At 44.1% G+C, this 14000-nt stretch carries 17 protein-coding genes; 1 reads left to right on the forward strand and 16 read right to left on the reverse strand.

Annotated features, from left to right (window positions below; genetic code table 11):
- Positions 1 to 49: 49 nt before the first annotated feature.
- The 9 genes from ABGU93_RS04600 to ABGU93_RS04640 all read right to left on the reverse strand — a co-directional run bounded on the left by ABGU93_RS04600 (position 50) and on the right by ABGU93_RS04640 (position 8986).
- Positions 50 to 379: a hypothetical protein gene (locus ABGU93_RS04600; protein WP_347412315.1), complete on the reverse strand. Its 330-nt coding sequence runs from the start codon at positions 377 to 379 to the stop codon at positions 50 to 52.
- A gap of 2 nt (positions 380 to 381) precedes the next feature.
- The gene (locus ABGU93_RS04605; protein ID WP_347412316.1) at positions 382 to 678 is read right to left on the reverse strand and encodes a chorismate mutase; all 297 of its coding nucleotides are present in this window, start codon (positions 676 to 678) and stop codon (positions 382 to 384) included.
- Positions 679 to 689: 11 nt separating this feature from the next.
- Positions 690 to 1769: a chorismate synthase gene (gene aroC, locus ABGU93_RS04610; protein ID WP_347412317.1), complete on the reverse strand. Its 1080-nt coding sequence runs from the start codon at positions 1767 to 1769 to the stop codon at positions 690 to 692.
- A complete protein-coding gene (gene aroA / locus ABGU93_RS04615; RefSeq protein WP_347412318.1) occupies positions 1747 to 3048 on the reverse strand; it encodes a 3-phosphoshikimate 1-carboxyvinyltransferase in 1302 nt (433 codons plus the stop codon). Before aroA ends, aroC begins: the two co-directional genes overlap by 23 nt.
- 20 nt (positions 3049 to 3068) lie before the next feature.
- Complete coding sequence (gene aroB, locus ABGU93_RS04620; protein ID WP_347412319.1) at positions 3069 to 4136, reverse strand: 3-dehydroquinate synthase; 1068 nt, start codon at positions 4134 to 4136, stop codon at positions 3069 to 3071.
- A gap of 172 nt (positions 4137 to 4308) precedes the next feature.
- Positions 4309 to 5241 carry an ABC transporter permease gene (locus ABGU93_RS04625; protein ID WP_347412320.1) on the reverse strand — a complete coding sequence of 311 codons (933 nt, stop codon included), beginning with the start codon at positions 5239 to 5241 and terminating at the stop codon, positions 4309 to 4311.
- A complete protein-coding gene (locus ABGU93_RS04630) occupies positions 5242 to 6306 on the reverse strand; it encodes an ABC transporter permease (RefSeq protein ID WP_347412321.1) in 1065 nt (354 codons plus the stop codon). It lies immediately after the preceding gene.
- On the reverse strand, positions 6291 to 7829 hold the full coding sequence (locus ABGU93_RS04635) for an ABC transporter ATP-binding protein (protein ID WP_347412322.1): 1539 nt from the start codon (positions 7827 to 7829) through the stop codon (positions 6291 to 6293). Before ABGU93_RS04635 ends, ABGU93_RS04630 begins: the two co-directional genes overlap by 16 nt.
- A 62-nt stretch (positions 7830 to 7891) precedes the next feature.
- Positions 7892 to 8986: a BMP family ABC transporter substrate-binding protein gene (locus ABGU93_RS04640; protein WP_347412323.1), complete on the reverse strand. Its 1095-nt coding sequence runs from the start codon at positions 8984 to 8986 to the stop codon at positions 7892 to 7894.
- Between the two features lie 237 nt (positions 8987 to 9223).
- On the opposite strand from ABGU93_RS04640, the gene ABGU93_RS04645 reads away from it, so the two are divergent.
- Positions 9224 to 9844 (forward strand): MarR family transcriptional regulator, encoded by a 621-nt coding sequence (locus tag ABGU93_RS04645; protein ID WP_347412324.1) that lies wholly within the window; start codon positions 9224 to 9226, stop codon positions 9842 to 9844.
- A gap of 99 nt (positions 9845 to 9943) precedes the next feature.
- On the opposite strand, the gene ABGU93_RS04650 is transcribed toward ABGU93_RS04645, so the two are convergent.
- From ABGU93_RS04650 to ABGU93_RS04680, 7 genes are read right to left on the reverse strand one after another with little or no spacing between them, the layout of a single operon-like run.
- Positions 9944 to 10639, reverse strand: a complete 696-nt coding sequence (locus ABGU93_RS04650; protein WP_347412325.1) for a hypothetical protein — start codon at positions 10637 to 10639, stop codon at positions 9944 to 9946.
- Positions 10640 to 10642: 3 nt separating this feature from the next.
- Positions 10643 to 11209 carry a PilN domain-containing protein gene (locus tag ABGU93_RS04655; RefSeq protein ID WP_347412326.1) on the reverse strand — a complete coding sequence of 189 codons (567 nt, stop codon included), beginning with the start codon at positions 11207 to 11209 and terminating at the stop codon, positions 10643 to 10645.
- Complete coding sequence (locus tag ABGU93_RS04660) at positions 11199 to 12173, reverse strand: hypothetical protein (protein ID WP_347412327.1); 975 nt, start codon at positions 12171 to 12173, stop codon at positions 11199 to 11201. The genes ABGU93_RS04655 and ABGU93_RS04660 overlap by 11 nt, the downstream gene beginning before the upstream one ends.
- Before the next feature lie 4 nt (positions 12174 to 12177).
- Entirely contained in the window at positions 12178 to 12606 is a 429-nt protein-coding gene (locus ABGU93_RS04665; protein WP_347412328.1) for a hypothetical protein, read from the reverse strand.
- The gene (locus tag ABGU93_RS04670; RefSeq protein WP_347412329.1) at positions 12603 to 13106 is read right to left on the reverse strand and encodes a type II secretion system protein; all 504 of its coding nucleotides are present in this window, start codon (positions 13104 to 13106) and stop codon (positions 12603 to 12605) included. Before ABGU93_RS04670 ends, ABGU93_RS04665 begins: the two co-directional genes overlap by 4 nt.
- Positions 13099 to 13509 (reverse strand): hypothetical protein, encoded by a 411-nt coding sequence (locus ABGU93_RS04675; protein ID WP_347412330.1) that lies wholly within the window; start codon positions 13507 to 13509, stop codon positions 13099 to 13101. The genes ABGU93_RS04670 and ABGU93_RS04675 overlap by 8 nt, the downstream gene beginning before the upstream one ends.
- On the reverse strand, positions 13499 to 13996 hold the full coding sequence (locus tag ABGU93_RS04680; RefSeq protein ID WP_347412331.1) for a prepilin-type N-terminal cleavage/methylation domain-containing protein: 498 nt from the start codon (positions 13994 to 13996) through the stop codon (positions 13499 to 13501). Before ABGU93_RS04680 ends, ABGU93_RS04675 begins: the two co-directional genes overlap by 11 nt.
- Positions 13997 to 14000 lie beyond the last annotated feature (4 nt).

Below are 14000 nucleotides of genomic sequence, written 5' to 3' on the forward strand. Positions count from 1 at the left end.
TGATTCGGATTCAATTTAGCCTGAATTCGCCTTGAAAATGGACTTTTCGTCACTTCTGCTTAATGTTTTCTTTATTTAACTTTTCAAGTCTAACCTGGTTATGGTATTTCATCATCACTGTATTGCTGGTCTTTTTTGCGACGCGGACAATTTTCTTGGGGGCGCGTTTATGCGGGTCAGACTTGATTAGTATTTCATCTTTTTCTTTTTCTTTGGCTTTTTCGATCCGTTCATTTTCCAGGCGTTGAAATCCGTAGCGTCTTTCGGTTTCGGCTTCCATTTTCTGATTGTCAGAATAGAGGGTCCCCGAAAGGCGTCTGACTAGAAAATAACCGGGAATGACTATAACCAAGACAATAATAAGCATCCCGATATCCATATTTATTTGCCTCTTTCGCCCATTTCTTTTTTGTCAATCCAATCTTTCTGATAATCCTTGCTGGAGACCAGAATCTCCTGCAGAAACCGTTCATACTCTTTGGCATAGTTCTTATTTTTGAGCTGGACCAGGTTCTTTTCCAACATTTTTTCTTCCCGGTTTTGATCGAATATATTTCCGTGATTATTGAATTTATATTCAGCAACAGCCTGGATACAATCCATTCGCTGCTCAAACAGAACCCGCATCTGAGCATCAATCTCATCTATTTTATTCCTGATTTCATCTAGTGATTTCAATCGCAATCTCCTTAAAGTAAAAAATCTGCCATACAGATGGCGGTGGCGGCTTCAACCACCGGAAAGGCTCTGACGACGATACAGGGATCATGACGGCCCTGAATTTTCAGAGTAGCATCTTTTCTTTCGGCCAGATTAATAGTCTGCTGTTCTTTGCCGATGGAAGGCGTCGGTTTAAAGGCCACCTGAAAAACAATGGGCATCCCGTTGGAAATACCGCCGTTGATACCGCCGTTATAATTGGTAGCTGTTTCAATCTGCCCGTCATGCATTTTCAGCGAGTCATTGGTTTGGGAGCCCCGCAGGCTGACCACATCAAATCCCGCCCCAAAGGTCACACCTTTTACTGCGGGAATAGAAAACAATAAGGCCGATAAGCGGCTTTCAATCGATTCGAAAAAGGGATTGCCGATTCCTGGTTCCAGACCGGTGATAAACCCTTCGACCAAACCGCCGACGGAATCTTCATCTGCCATTGCGTCAATGATCGCCTGTTTCATAGCTTCTTCCAGATTGGCATGATAAAGCGGAAAGGCAGGATTTGCAAAATCACTTTTCAAGGTTTGATAAACCTGCCAGTCGCTGATAGGTACGTCCTTTACATCCCCAATCGATACAATCCGGCTGCCGATTCCCAGCTCCGGTCTGATCGCTGTCAGGATCTCTTTGGCAATGGCTCCGGCAAAAACCAGGGGTGCCGTCAGCCGACCGGAAAAGTGACCACCGCCCCGGTAATCCTGAAAACCGCCATACCGGGCGTTAGCCGCATAATCGGCATGACCCGGTCGCATCAGATCTTTGGTTTTGGCATAGTCGCCGGAACGGGTATTCTCATTGCGAATCAGCCCGGCCAATGGGGCGCCGGTGGTTTTGCCATTGAAAATGCCACTAAGGATTTCAATTTGATCCCCTTCTTTTCGGGGCGTCGCCAGAGGATTTCCCCGAGCGGCCCGGCGGTTCAGTTCATGCTGAACCCGCTCCAGATCGATGTCAATCCCAGCTGGAAGTCCATCAATAACGGCACCAATGCCGTTACCGTGGGATTCACCAAAGAGCGAAAGTTTAAATTTATTTCCCCATGTCGAGCCCAATCCACTCACCTCCCATTGCTGTGAAATCCTCCCAAAAGTGAGGGTAGGATTTGTTGACGGCTTCGGCGCCGTCAAGGATAATCTTACCGTTCGCGCAAATCGATGCGATCGCTACAGCCATGGCAATCCGATGATCATTATGACTCTCGACATGACCTCCGGTGAAGCCGGAAACCCCATGAATTACCAGACCATCGGCTGTTTCTTCCACTTTTCCGCCCAGTTTGTTCAGTACATCAGCAGTGGCCATCAACCGGTCCGATTCTTTAAACCGCAGCCGTTCACCGTTGATAATCGTGGTGGTGCCCTGGCTCAAGCTGCCAACCACCCCTAAAATTGGAACCAGGTCCGGACACTGGGAGACATCGATAACCGTTCCCTGAGTTTGGGATTTCGCGATAATCAGTTTATCTGCTTCAACACAGATATCGCCACCCATTTCTTTTAAGATGTCGACAATGACCTTATCCCCTTGTTGCGACGCATAATTCAAATCTTGACAGGACATCATCTCACCAATGGTACCAGCCACCAGCCAGAATGCCCCCTGGGAAAAATCGCCTTCCACCCGGTAGTTGTTGGGGGTGTAGGCCTGATTGCCTTTGATCAGAAAACGCTGATCATTGTCATTGACGATCTCAATTCCAAACTGTTTTAAAACGTCCAAAGTAATATCAATATAGGGTTTGGATTCCAGCTTTGACGTCAGTTCGATCACTGAATCTCCGGTGAGCAACGGCAGAGCAAACAGCAGCCCGGTAATAAACTGGGAACTGACACCGCCGTCAAGCTTATAGGTGCCGGGCGTCAGCATCCCTTCCACCACCAGAGGTAAATCCTGTTCTTTTTCTAAATGTTTATATTGAATGCCTTTTTCGGCAAATATTTCATAATAGGGCTTCATCGGACGAGTAACCAGTCGCCCTTTTCCGGTAATCACAGCCCGTTTCGGCTGGAGCAGGACGATCGGGATGATAAACCGCAGGGTTGATCCCGATTCATTGCACTGGATCGTCTCCGCCTTCAGCGCCAGCGGATCGCAGCCCTTTATGGTTAGCGTAAAACGGCCGTTTTGCTCCTTCTGATAAGAAATGCAGGCTCCCAATGCTGTCATCGCATCACAGGTAGCAATCATATCCTCGGACATCAACACATTTGAAATCACGCTCTCACCCTGAGCCAACCCCGCCGAAATAATCGCCCGGTGACTCACACTCTTCGAAGGCGGTATTTCCAAACTGCCCTTTAATAACTTAGGTGTAATCTCTATCGTTCTCATTTTCTTCCTCTTAATTTCTATTATCTAAACAGTTCGATGGCCTGGGGTTTCTGGATTTTGACAATCTGCGCCTTGCCGATTTTTTCCAGGGCACAGATGTAGAGGGAATCATTCTCAAACTTCTTGTCAGTGAACAAAATTTCCTGAACCTTGTCCAACGGCATTTTCGGCAACTCCGTCGGTAATCCATAATTCTCCAGTATTTCAATAACATTGGTGTAGGTGTCCTTCTGACTGATCCCCTCTGCGACGGTTTTCTTGGTGATCTGAGCCATGCCAATGGCAACCGCTTCGCCGTGAGAATATTTTTTAAATTTAAAATAAGTCTCCACCACATGACCGATGGTGTGGCCAAAATTCAAGATTCGGCGCAAGCCCTGTTCATGCTCATCAGTCTGAACCACATCACGCTTGATCTGACAGCATTTAGCTATGATATCTTCCATATCTTCCACCAGATCCTCGTAATAGGCATAACCCATTAGTTTTACAAACAGCGGGGCACTGCTGATGCATCCGTATTTAATAACCTCGGCCATGCCATCAATCATGTAATGATCTTCAAGGGTTTCCAGGAATAAGGGATCGATGATAACGGCCTTGGGCTGATGAAAAGCTCCGACCAGATTTTTGCCATAATCCATATCAATCCCGACTTTTCCGCCGACGCTGCTATCTACCTGAGCCAACAGTGATGTCGGCACCTGAATCAGGTCAATGCCGCGGAGATAGGTTGCCGCACAAAAGCCGCCCAAATCGCCAACCACACCGCCGCCCAGGGTCAGAATGGCGTCGCTGCGGGTAATATTGCACTTAATCAGTTCGTTATAAATCTCAGCCGTTTGGGATAAACATTTGCTCGCCTCGCCCGGCGGAATGACAATGCTGTAAACCTTGGGACCGGCCTGACGGACCTGACGCTCCACATCGCTTAAATACTCTTTGGCGACGTTTTTATCGGTGATGATGACCACCTTATGATACTGGGAAAAGAGGGCCTTCATTTGGGACAACCGCCCTTTAATACCTTTTTCGATGATAATGGGGTACTGGTGTATGTTCTCTGTTTTGCATATTAATTCCTTCATTTTCTCGGCTCCTTTAAAATCTTAACGTCTATTATATCATAGATTTTTCAATTTAAAACCATAAAGCACTTTCCCACACTTAAAATAGTTTGAGCTTTGTTTACACCTGTCGTTCAAACAAAGACAGATTTATTTATAAAAGAACCGCCTTAAATAAGACGGTCTTTACTGCTTATCGGTCTTCTTTGAAATAGTTTTTACCCAGCCAGGCCGGTTCTTTTTTGTTGCTGCTCTTGCGCATCGATGTAAAGATCAATACGAAAACTGTTGCCAGATACGGCAGGGCGGTGAACAGGTAAATGGAAACCGGCAGGGTGTATTGCTGGAGCCAGAAACTGGCAATATCCAGGGCACCAAAGAAGTAGGCTCCCAATAAGGCTTTGCCCGGATTCCACATCGCGAAGATTACCAATGCCACCGCAATCCAGCCCCGGCCACTGACCACATTAACCGGATAAATACTGATGTAAACCAGCGATAAAAAGGCACCACCCAGCCCACACAGCGCCCCACATAGAGCGATGTTTAAATATTTATACTTATCGACCGGAATTCCGCTGGCATCGGCCGCCACCGGATTTTCTCCGACCATCCGGGTATTTAAGCCCCACTTGGTTTTGTAGAGATAGATATAAATGGCAATCACCAGAAAATAAGAAAAATAAACATAGATGCTCTGGTTAAAAAAGATCTGACCAATGTACGGGATATCTCCCAACACCGGTAACTTGATCGGGGCAAAAAAGGTTGTAATCGCTTCTGGAACTTTCTTCCCAACAAAGTTCTTACCAAAGAACGCAGCAAAACCCACCCCAAAAATACTGAGGGTCAACCCGGTCACAACCTGATTAGCTTTTAAACTGATGGTCAGAAACCCATAAATCAAAGCGCCGGCGGCACCAGCAATGGCAGCACAGAGAACGGCGGCATAGGGATTACCAAAGGTAAACCCGGCGATAAAACCGACAACTGCGCCCATCTGCATCATCCCTTCCACCCCCAGATTGAGGTGCCCGACTTTTTCAGAAATAATTTCACCCAGAGTCGCATAAAGCAAGCAGGTTCCGGCTTTAACCGCCGCTGCCAAGAAAAAAACAAATTCCATTTATGCAACCTCACTTTTCGTTTTATCAGAAACAAACCGGTACTGCAAGACAAATTCACTGCCCAGGATAAAGAACAGAATAATCGCCTGGATCATTTCGGCCACTGAGCCGGGAATCTGGAACGCGGTTTGAATATAAGAAGCCCCCTGCAATAACACCGCAAAGGCAAAGGAATTGACTACTACAAACGGCACCTTGAGTCCCGAAAGCCAGGCCACGATAATGGCGGTGAAGCCCAATCCCCCGGTAATTTCAGTTGACAGTGCGCCACTGACACCGGTGGTCTGCATCATCCCCACCACTCCACATAAGCCACCGCTGACAAGTGCCGCAATAATAATTGTTTTGGTAACATTAATCCCAATGTATCGGGCGGTATTTTCACTTTCGCCCAAGACTGCAATTTCAAAACCGATTTTTGATCGATTCATAAAATAATACATTACCATAACAATAATAACCGCCATCAGAATACTTAAATTAAAGCCACCCGCACTCGGAAGTAAGGCATTTTCCGGAAGATTGGCAATTTTCGGCATACCATTGGCAGCCGGATCCTTCCAGAAATCATATTGCAAAGCCGTTACCAATGTCAAGGCGATGTAGTTTAGCATCAGCGTAAACAGGGTTTCATTGGTCCCGAAACGGGCCTTAAAAAAGGCCGGGATCATCAGCCAGACAGCACCGAATGCAAAAGACACCACAATCATCAGTATTAACATGATCGGCAGCGGCAAATCCGGCAGTAGCCGTACGACCAGGGTGGTTCCCACAGCCCCCATCAGGAACTGCCCTTCGGCGCCAATATTCCAGAAACGCATTTTAAAGGCTACCATGACCCCCAAAGACAATACCAGCAAAGGTACCATTTTTTCGATTGTCGCCGCAAAGCGGTACAGCGAACCAAAGCAGCCCTGGACAATACCAATATATAATTCAATCGGATTAGCACCGGCTACCAGCACAATGATCGATGCCACTGCTAACGCTGCCAATACAGCCGCAAGACGAACAACAAATTTCTCCCGTGTTTTGGGGACATCTTTTTTTACGATATGGAGCATGCTTCTTCTCCTTCATTCATTACCCCGGACATCATCAATCCAATGGCTTCTTTAGTGGTTTTTCGGGGATCCACAATCCCCGTTACCCGACCTTCACACAAAACCATAATACGGTCGCAAAGACTCATCAGTACATCCAGATCTTCACCCACATACATGATCGGTTTCATTTTTACTTTTTGTTCATTCAGCAATTCGTAGATAATCTGGGAAGATCCCACATCCAGGCCTCTGGTGGCGTAAGCGGTCACCAGCAGTTTCGGTTCCAGTTCAATTTCCCGGCCCAGCAATACCTTTTGAATATTACCACCGGAAAGCAAACTGACCGCATGATTTTCAATCGCCGGCGTGGAGACATTAAGCCGTTCAACCAGGGCTTCCGCCTTATCCCTCGAAACCTCCCGGGAAATGCCCATGCCTTTTTTATTACGGTAATCTTTTAATAAGACATTATCAATAATATCCATGGAGGAAACCAGACCCATCCCCAAACGGTCCTCCGGGACAAAGCTCAGGCTGATCCCCATCTGACTGATTTTTTCAGGATTCTTGCCAACGATATTTTCACCTTCAAAAATAATTTCTCCCGATTTGAGGTGGTAAAGTCCGGCAATACCTTCGCACAATTCTTTCTGGCCGCTGCCGGCAATACCGGCGACGCCAAGAATTTCCCCGGCATAGAGATCAAAACTGACATGATCCAGAATATGGACTTTGTTTCGGTCAACGGCGGTGATGTCTTTAACCTCCAGACATTTCCCGCCCCGCTCCATCGGAACATAGGGAACATTAAGTTCCATCACATCGCCAACCATCATCCCGGCCAATTCCTGGGGGGTGGTTTCTGCTTTGTTCACTGTCTGAATGGTGGTTCCTTTTCGCATAATCGTAATCCGGTCACTGATTTCCATAACTTCTTCCAGTTTATGGGTAATAATAATCACCGAACAACCCGTTGCCACCATTTTTTTGACGATTTCAAAGAGATTCTTAATTTCCTGAGGAGTCAGTACCGCTGTGGGTTCATCCAATATTAAAATATCAGCGCCACGATAGAGAACTTTGAAAATTTCCAGACTCTGCTTCTCGGCGACTGACATTTCGTAGACCTTTTTATTGGGATTAATATCCATTCCCAATTGATCAATCAATTTCCCCATCTCATCTAAAATCTTTTTCTTGTTTAAAAAAGGGGTCGTTTTACGACTGCCGGCAGCAACGTTTTCCATGGCTGAAAAAACATCGACCAGTTTGTAGTGCTGCGGTAACATCCCAATACCCAAATCCAGCGCAATCTTGGGGGAACTGATATTGACAAGCTGTCCCTTCACTTCGATATGACCTTCATCCGGCATATAAATGCCATTTAGAACATTCATCAGTGAACTTTTGCCAGCTCCGTTCTCCCCCAATATGGCGTGCACTTCTCCCTTTTTTAATGAAAATTCCACATGATCCAGGGCTTTGACCTTGCCAAAAACCTTTGTGATGTTCTCCATTTTAACGACATAATCATTGTTCATGTTTTCACCTTTACTAAAAATAGCGGACAGAGCCAGAGGCTCTGTCCGTTATACTATTTGTACTATTTTAAACTACCTACGACATTATCAACAAACCAGTCCATGCTTAACAGTGCTTCATCGGTCATTTTAGTTCCGGCTGTTACTTTAACTGCACCAGTCTGATCTTTCAATTCTCCTGTGAAGATATTTAGCTGTCCAGATTTGATCGCTTCAGTGGCGGTATCAACTTGACCCTGAGCGGTTCCAGGTGCAAGAGCTGTCAGATCATCCAGTAAAACAATCCCGTCATTCATGCCACCCCAGTATTGTTGTGATTTCCAGGTTCCATCAATTACTGATTGAACCGAATCGGTGTAGTAACCACCGAAATCCCAAAGTGGGGCAGTCATATAAACTTCTGGCATGGTTGTTGCCGCGCTTAAGTCATAACCGATCGATAATTTACCAGCTTCTTTAGCGGCTTCCATGGTTGCTGTTGAATCCTGGTGCTGAGCTGTAACATCACAACCTTGTTGGATCAGCGCTTCAGCCGCTGCTTTTTCAACGGTTGGATCATACCAGGTATTGGTCCAGGAAACATTAACGGTTGCTGCCGGATTTACCGATTTTACACCCAACGCAAAAGCATTGATTCCGCGAATTACTTCTGGAATCGGCATTGCTGCAACATAAGCTATTTTATTTGTTTTGGTTGTTAAACCAGCAACGATACCAGAAAGGTATCGGGGTTCTTCAATTTTTCCAAAGTAAGTTCCTAAATTATCGGCAGTCATGTAACCTGAACAATGCTCAAATTTAACATCCGGGAATTCTTCAGCAGCTTCGACCATTCCATCCATGAATCCATAGCTGGTTCCGTAAATAATGGTACATCCCTGGTCAACCATATCTCTAATGGTTGAAACAACAGCACTTTTTTCTTCAGGTACATTTTCTTTAACGATGGTTTCGACTTTACCACCCATGTTTTCAACCATTTTTGCCCGACCATTGTCATGAGCTTGTGACCAGCCACCATCATCTGCCGGTCCTACATAAATAAAACCAACCTTGGTAACCTCATCTTCTTTAGATGTCGTTCCCGAACTACATCCTGCAACGCTTACAACCACTAAAACCAGTGCAAGCATCAATACTCCCAATCTTTTTTTCATTCTCTTCCTCCTATTTCTAATCTGGTTTAGCACCGTTAAGATAAACAGTCCTACCCACATTAATATTTTAACTAAAAAACAGTTAAAATGCAATCTAAAAAAAGTTGAATAAATCGGCAACCTGAGCCATGTTTTTATTGCAATAAACCGGTAAATTCGGTATTATTATTATGTAACCGAGGTGAACCTGATTTTTCACCCTGTTAAATGGAAGTTTGTATTGAAAGGAGTGTCATTTTGAAAAAAGAGAAGAAGAATAAGAAACTGGATATCAAAGAAGTTAAAGATTCGAAAAAAGAGACCAAAAAGAAAAGTGCTGCTGAAGAAAAAAAAGTAGGGTCAATACCTAAAAAAGAAAAATCTGTCATATCAAATTCGGTCCCGCCTGATTCAATGGTTGATCATGCTGCTCTCAAAAAACTGATGATTGATTCTGCGGTTCTTTATCAGAATATTCTTGTTTTGCCCCAAGCCTATACCGTTAATGAAGCAACCTATTCTTTATATCCTTCTGAACTGAAAGCGCTTGATATGATCGGACAATTTTCCGGTATCAATCTGACCCAGTTAGCTAGTAAATTGGGCATTTCAAAAAGCGCCATTTCAAAGTGTACCTCTAAACTGTTGGAAAAAGAACTGATTGGAAAAGAAAAATCCCCGATCAACGTCCGGGAAGTGGTTTTTACCCTAACTCCGGATGGTCAATCTATTTTTGATCAGCTGGAAAATGCTCATACCAATCTGTTCGAACCTTTTAACAAGTCACTGGACGGATTCTCGAACCAGGAGATCAACGACCTCCACCGCATGTTTTTAGCTATTCAATCCAGTCTCGCTGAGATTATTGATAACGTCTGAATTAACACGAGCCACCTGTTTTCGCAAACAAGTGGCTCTATCATTTATAAGACAATTACTTTTAGATTGCCCGATTTATAGTGCCAACGTGTCGCCCTGTTAATCTACCGCTTCTGTTATCCTCGTTTCCAGATCAGCTTCCTGCACCGCATAACTTTCCAGTTTCAGGCACATCTGTTTTTCGTCAGCCGATCCTGCTTCGATTTCATAACTGATGATACGAATAACCGGTGAACCCTGGTTTAATTCAGTGAGAAAGGCCATAAATGTGTCATCATTTCCGGAACAAACCACTACAAATTCACAAGTCGTTAAAAATCTGCTATCGGGGCCGACGATTATTTTTTCTTCATTTTCCATAAAGTCCTTGTCGATCTTCATGCCCAACTGATCATCGATCTCAATCTTGGGCAGTCCAAACTCCAGTGAAGTCAGGCTGACCTTTGCTGATTCAGCCATTTTTGCCACTGACTCATATAGTCTGACCGTATCCAAACTTTCTGGCAGATTAGTCCGGGTTTCATTCAATTGCTCGCCGATTATTTCAAGTTGTTTTATATAGCTTTCCTCGGTCATTTCATCCGGCAAACCAGAATTATAGTTTTCTTTTTCTGCCAGAATCAATTTGTTTTCACGATAGGCTTCATATTTAGGGATCACCAATAAAGCCATCAGGATGACAATTATAGCCGCCGCTACAATTCCCTTTTCAATCCTAATTTTTTTATTTCTGCGTTGATGCTCCGGGGTTCTGATGGCTTTTTCATCAAACTGCTCAATATTTTTTCTGTTCACCGTCTATACCTCTGTCACTTGAATATCAAAAGAAAATTCCCATGTTTCTTCCCCACTCACTTTTTTGTTATCGGCCAATGTTTCCTCTTTCTTATTGGTATTTACCATATTAATCACCGGGAAAACGTCCAGATCGGAGAGCTTTTCTTTGAACTCTATAATCGCATCTTTCTTTTGCGTTTCGCCCGAAATAATCAACCGGCCATCCTGAAAATCATAGTTTGAAAGTTGAACCCCAACTGGCAGTACCTTGTTTATTTCGACCATTGTTTGTAGTGGCAGTTCTCGTCCATTACTGATCGATGCCAAGATAAGCTGGCGATGTTCCAACAACTCTTTTTGATGCGAAAGATTGGCATAAATTACTTGATAATCCGATTTAATTGCAATGTTCGCTTCCATCTGTTTGATCTCATTCCGACAGCACAGATCCCCCCAAAACAATAGCCCATATGTTATCAGCACACCTAAAAAAAGCACACCAAAAACAACTGCTCCTTTTCTTCTGGGCAATTTTTCCCGTTTCTTTGGCTCTGGATAAATTGGCAGTAAATTCATTTCATGCTTCATACAACCCACCTGTCCGATCAACTTGAACCCATTTGATCAATCCACACAGGCAGGGTGTAAGTAAACAAAGCTCAGCTTTTGACATTTGTCTGGAAAAAATCAGTTCCTCCTTTTCATCAAAAAGTGAATAGCTTGGCTGGATTTCTTTGGGCATCCATTTCGTCAAATACTCCAGAACACCAGCATGCAGACTTTCTCCCCCCATCAGATAAATATTTCCTGTTTTTCCGGCTATTTCCCCCTTTAACGGGGACATGAAAATCTGCTCAGCTGCTTTTATAATTTGCTGTAAATATATTTCCCCATCCCAGCCATTTTCCAGCTCGAGCCGATGATTTTCAATCAGCGAATCGCCATAGTAATAAAAAAGGCGGGTGCAGGTTTTTCCCATATCAATCATCAGCGTCGCTTGCTTCACTTCCAGATTCACGAGACTGGCAAAGGTATAGAACTGAGGAACAATGAATTGTAAACTACAACCTGATTTCTTAAAAATCCGGGAATACCAGCTAAGCCGCTCCTTTTCAACCCCAACTCCCAGTACATCCAGTTTTTTCTCATCCATCCCCAGACATTCAAACCACTCGGTATGCTCCCGAGCGACAAAATCGATCCGCCAGTGTTCCAGGTTTTCAGCCGTAAGCAATTGCATCTGCCAGTAAACCGCATCTTCCACCTCGGTAAGTGTCATCATTGGAAAGGTAAATGCTGCCACCATCATTTCTTTATGATTAATCAACAACATCACTTCATCTTTGCGGCGATATCCTTTTAAAAGCGCCCGCAAAAAACCACCAACTTTCAGCTTATTTTCAGGATCGCCTTCCCCCCAAACCAAATCCGGTGTTTTTTCAATGCGTATGTCCTTGATCTGTATCTGACCAGTTTCAGTTATGGCACTGACGACTATTTTTGTTAACGCTTCCCCAAAATCGACAATCCAGAGCTTTTTTCGCTTTTTCAAAGGATTATACTCCCCCCAACATCTTCCAATTAAACTTAACAATCTGACCCGACGGCGCTGCTGTCGCATCAGGTATCAGTTCTATTTCACCGCAAAACTTTTTTTGATAAGCATGATATTCACTTTTTACTTCCATATATCGTAGCTTTTCCGATGTTTTAAATATCCATATCTCATATAAGCCGCCGTTTTCATCGGATACCTTACCGTTGGTGCCTGAATAATTGACGTCTTCCTCAATCTCTGCCTGCAGAACAGCCATGGCATTTTTCCCCGTCAGGATGCATAACTGATAATCCTGATTCAAGGTATTTGCCTGCAACTCGGCTGTTCCTCTGGTTAACATATAGCCCGCACCCGCTGCCAGAATCGCCATGACGACCAGCACCAGCGGCAGAACAAAACCATTCTCATTGTGGCTCGGCTTTCTCATACAGATTCTACCACTCTTCCGTGTGAAATTGTTATTTCCCGATAATAGACCGTTCCTTCAACGACCAGACTGTATTTCAGAAGGATTTCCTGATTGGTACCCAGGGTCATCGAAAATGACTGAATATCGTTCGCAAATTGACTGTTAGCTCCAGAACCGATCAATGTTAATCCGTTTTTGCTAACCTTATAGCGTCTTAAATACCCACTGCTATATTGATAAAAGTTATAGTAAAGATCCGGGTTTTCCAGATCCTGTAGATAGACCCGATTATTTTTAAAATAGATTTTTTCTGATTCTAAAATCTGTTTCTGAAAAAACAGTTCAATATAACGCTCCGAATAAAACAGTTTCTGGTTAGTCTCGACCTTTTTGCTGATTGTATTCACATAAACCAGTCCCGACAATAACATCACCAGCACCAATGAAATAACCAACAGCGAGGTCAGGATCTCAATCAGGGAAAACCCATCTTTTTTGCTAATCTGCCAGTCACTCATGCTGCCTCCAAAGCACCTTAATATGAAACAGCTTGACCTCACTATTTCCGTCTTTATGTAAAATCTCAAGTGTATATAAATGGGTTAAACTGTCCAGTCTTACCCCGGTCAGCTGATAATCCGGGTATTTGCTTGTTAAAACCCGACCCACTCTTTCCTGTAGATTCTGAGCTGATTCTTCCTTTAAACACAGACTAATATCATCGGCGATGCTATTAATCTCGACGGATTGTTCAAAAATAGTTTTGGATACCATCTCTGTTTTTATAGCCATTCCAATCAGCCCCAAAATCATCGCCAGACCAGATCCACAGACAGCGATGGCAATAATAGCTTCCATTATGGTGTACCCTTTTTGCGACGTGGTGATCTGCCTGAGCCCTGCTCTGACGTTATGGTTCATCTAAATAAATCCTTCCGTTACCCACTTGAACAATAAGTTTTCGGACAACACCATTATGGCCGTTGAGATTGACGGTTCCAGCCCGGGACACGGTTCCATGGGCATAAAGCACTAAATCGACTTCGCCGGTATAATTCCCGTTAAAAGTCAAGGTTTCAACCGGGATAAAATCCCGATGTGTCACCCCATCGATTGTCCAGATAACCTGCATCCCCGTATCCTGAAAACGAACCTTCCGCTTGTAGCCATCCATAATCGCTTCATTTTGATACTGGAGCAAGGCATATAATATTTTCTCACATTCGGCTTCATAGGCCGTTTCACTAAAGGCATCCCGGTCGGAAAACCCCGTGCTGAGTAAAGTCACTGTGAGCAGCGATAAAATGGAAAGTGATACCAACAGTTCCAATAAGGTGTAGCCGGCTTCCCCGTTTAAACACTGATCATTCATCATCAAAATTTTCTTAACATATGTACTCGTTTTCATCTTG

This window comes from Acetobacterium sp. (assembly GCF_039830195.1).
Taxonomy (GTDB): Bacteria; Bacillota; Clostridia; order Eubacteriales; family Eubacteriaceae; genus Acetobacterium.

What these genes read in the sequence shown, in the direction of transcription:
- aroA (WP_347412318.1), bottom strand. Translation starts at nt 3,048, where the DNA reads ATGAGAACGATAGAGATTACACCTAAGTTATTAAAGGGCAGTTTGGAA.
- ABGU93_RS04675 (WP_347412330.1), bottom strand. Translation starts at nt 13,509, where the DNA reads ATGAACCATAACGTCAGAGCAGGGCTCAGGCAGATCACCACGTCGCAA.
- ABGU93_RS04630 (WP_347412321.1), bottom strand. Translation starts at nt 6,306, where the DNA reads ATGCTCCATATCGTAAAAAAAGATGTCCCCAAAACACGGGAGAAATTT.
- ABGU93_RS04600 (WP_347412315.1), bottom strand. Translation starts at nt 379, where the DNA reads ATGGATATCGGGATGCTTATTATTGTCTTGGTTATAGTCATTCCCGGT.
- aroB (WP_347412319.1), bottom strand. Translation starts at nt 4,136, where the DNA reads ATGAAGGAATTAATATGCAAAACAGAGAACATACACCAGTACCCCATT.
- ABGU93_RS04655 (WP_347412326.1), bottom strand. Translation starts at nt 11,209, where the DNA reads ATGAAGCATGAAATGAATTTACTGCCAATTTATCCAGAGCCAAAGAAA.
- ABGU93_RS04635 (WP_347412322.1), bottom strand. Translation starts at nt 7,829, where the DNA reads ATGAACAATGATTATGTCGTTAAAATGGAGAACATCACAAAGGTTTTT.
- ABGU93_RS04670 (WP_347412329.1), bottom strand. Translation starts at nt 13,106, where the DNA reads ATGAGTGACTGGCAGATTAGCAAAAAAGATGGGTTTTCCCTGATTGAG.
- ABGU93_RS04665 (WP_347412328.1), bottom strand. Translation starts at nt 12,606, where the DNA reads ATGAGAAAGCCGAGCCACAATGAGAATGGTTTTGTTCTGCCGCTGGTG.
- ABGU93_RS04640 (WP_347412323.1), bottom strand. Translation starts at nt 8,986, where the DNA reads ATGAAAAAAAGATTGGGAGTATTGATGCTTGCACTGGTTTTAGTGGTT.
- ABGU93_RS04680 (WP_347412331.1), bottom strand. Translation starts at nt 13,996, where the DNA reads ATGAAAACGAGTACATATGTTAAGAAAATTTTGATGATGAATGATCAG.
- ABGU93_RS04625 (WP_347412320.1), bottom strand. Translation starts at nt 5,241, where the DNA reads ATGGAATTTGTTTTTTTCTTGGCAGCGGCGGTTAAAGCCGGAACCTGC.